1 protein-coding gene is annotated in these 1,134 nt (G+C 40.4%); it reads right to left on the reverse strand.

What is annotated here, in order from left to right; translation table 11 throughout:
* Positions 1–201: 201 nt before the first annotated feature.
* Complete coding sequence (locus JQC92_RS22415) at positions 202–471, reverse strand: hypothetical protein (RefSeq protein ID WP_205001736.1); 270 nt, start codon at positions 469–471, stop codon at positions 202–204.
* Positions 472–1,134: the final 663 nt, after the last annotated feature.

Raw genomic sequence — 1,134 nt, forward strand, 5'->3', positions numbered from 1 at the left:
TAAATCAGGAATCTTTAGCTTCAAAACCAAGTGGAATGATTAAATTTGGTGAAAGTATGAAGCTTTAGAATAAGCAGTCAAATTGATCGCAAGATCGTTACAAAATCTTACAGTTTGGTGACTTACCACAACTTATTGAGTAGTTACCTGGATGCGAAGTAACGACAGTCTTGTATGTCGGTAATCTAGTGCCTTTTGATGCTAGGCGTCATCTTTTGTTAAAGCCATATGAAGCAAAACTTCTTTGAAGTTTATAAGATCGTGATGTTGCACACCACACCGCCGAAAGGGGAAGCCTCCAGCTGCTTCCCCTTTAGAATCCCCTGAGCCGCCCAAACGAAGCTGAAAACTCCTTATTCCTTTTGGATAAATATCTAGCGCTTTCGATGCTACATCCTTGTAGCCCGAAAACTGCCGCAGCGTCCATGCTGCGGCTACGATATTTATTCCAATGTCATTCGGCAGCTTCAATGGGAACTGTTGTAGCCTGAGTAGTTGTCGATAAATTCTATTAAAGCGGTAGCGTCATAACCTTGAAAACTGGTATCCAGCGTCTTGCTTTATTGATGTGAAACATCACTAACTCTGTTACCTAATGAAATTCTTGCAGAATTTAGAAGGAAGCTGATAATGTGATTTGTGCATTGAACGCCAGCTTTGTATGAAGGCGGAGTTTATAAAGTCTGACTAAAGCATTAGGTATGACGGTAACCCTATGAATAAACGCTCCAAACAACCTTGCAGTCTACGAAGAGTCCCATTGAAGTTGTGGAAGGTATTATTGAATATAAAATGACGTGAATCCGACATGGATGTCGGATTAGACTCTGGGGTACATGGATGTACCATCAGAGGCGTTAGTCATTTATTCAATAATATCTGTAACGCTTAGCTTCGTTTGGGCGGCAAGGGATGATGCAAGAAGGGATTTGCTGGAGAATCTCTTTTTGCTCGGGTGTGGGTGGAAAACCCACGACGTTTTAAAGTGCGAAGCACTTTTCTAACCAACTATTGCCCCATTCCTTGCCAGCAACAAACACTCACAGCAATACAATTTCTAATGTTTACTCGCTAAAAATCATATTATTTATGACAGACTATTTTATAACAAAACAGACCTAATGATTACATTTA

This window comes from Parashewanella hymeniacidonis (assembly GCF_016900895.1).
Taxonomy (GTDB): Bacteria; Pseudomonadota; Gammaproteobacteria; order Enterobacterales; family Shewanellaceae; genus Parashewanella; species Parashewanella hymeniacidonis.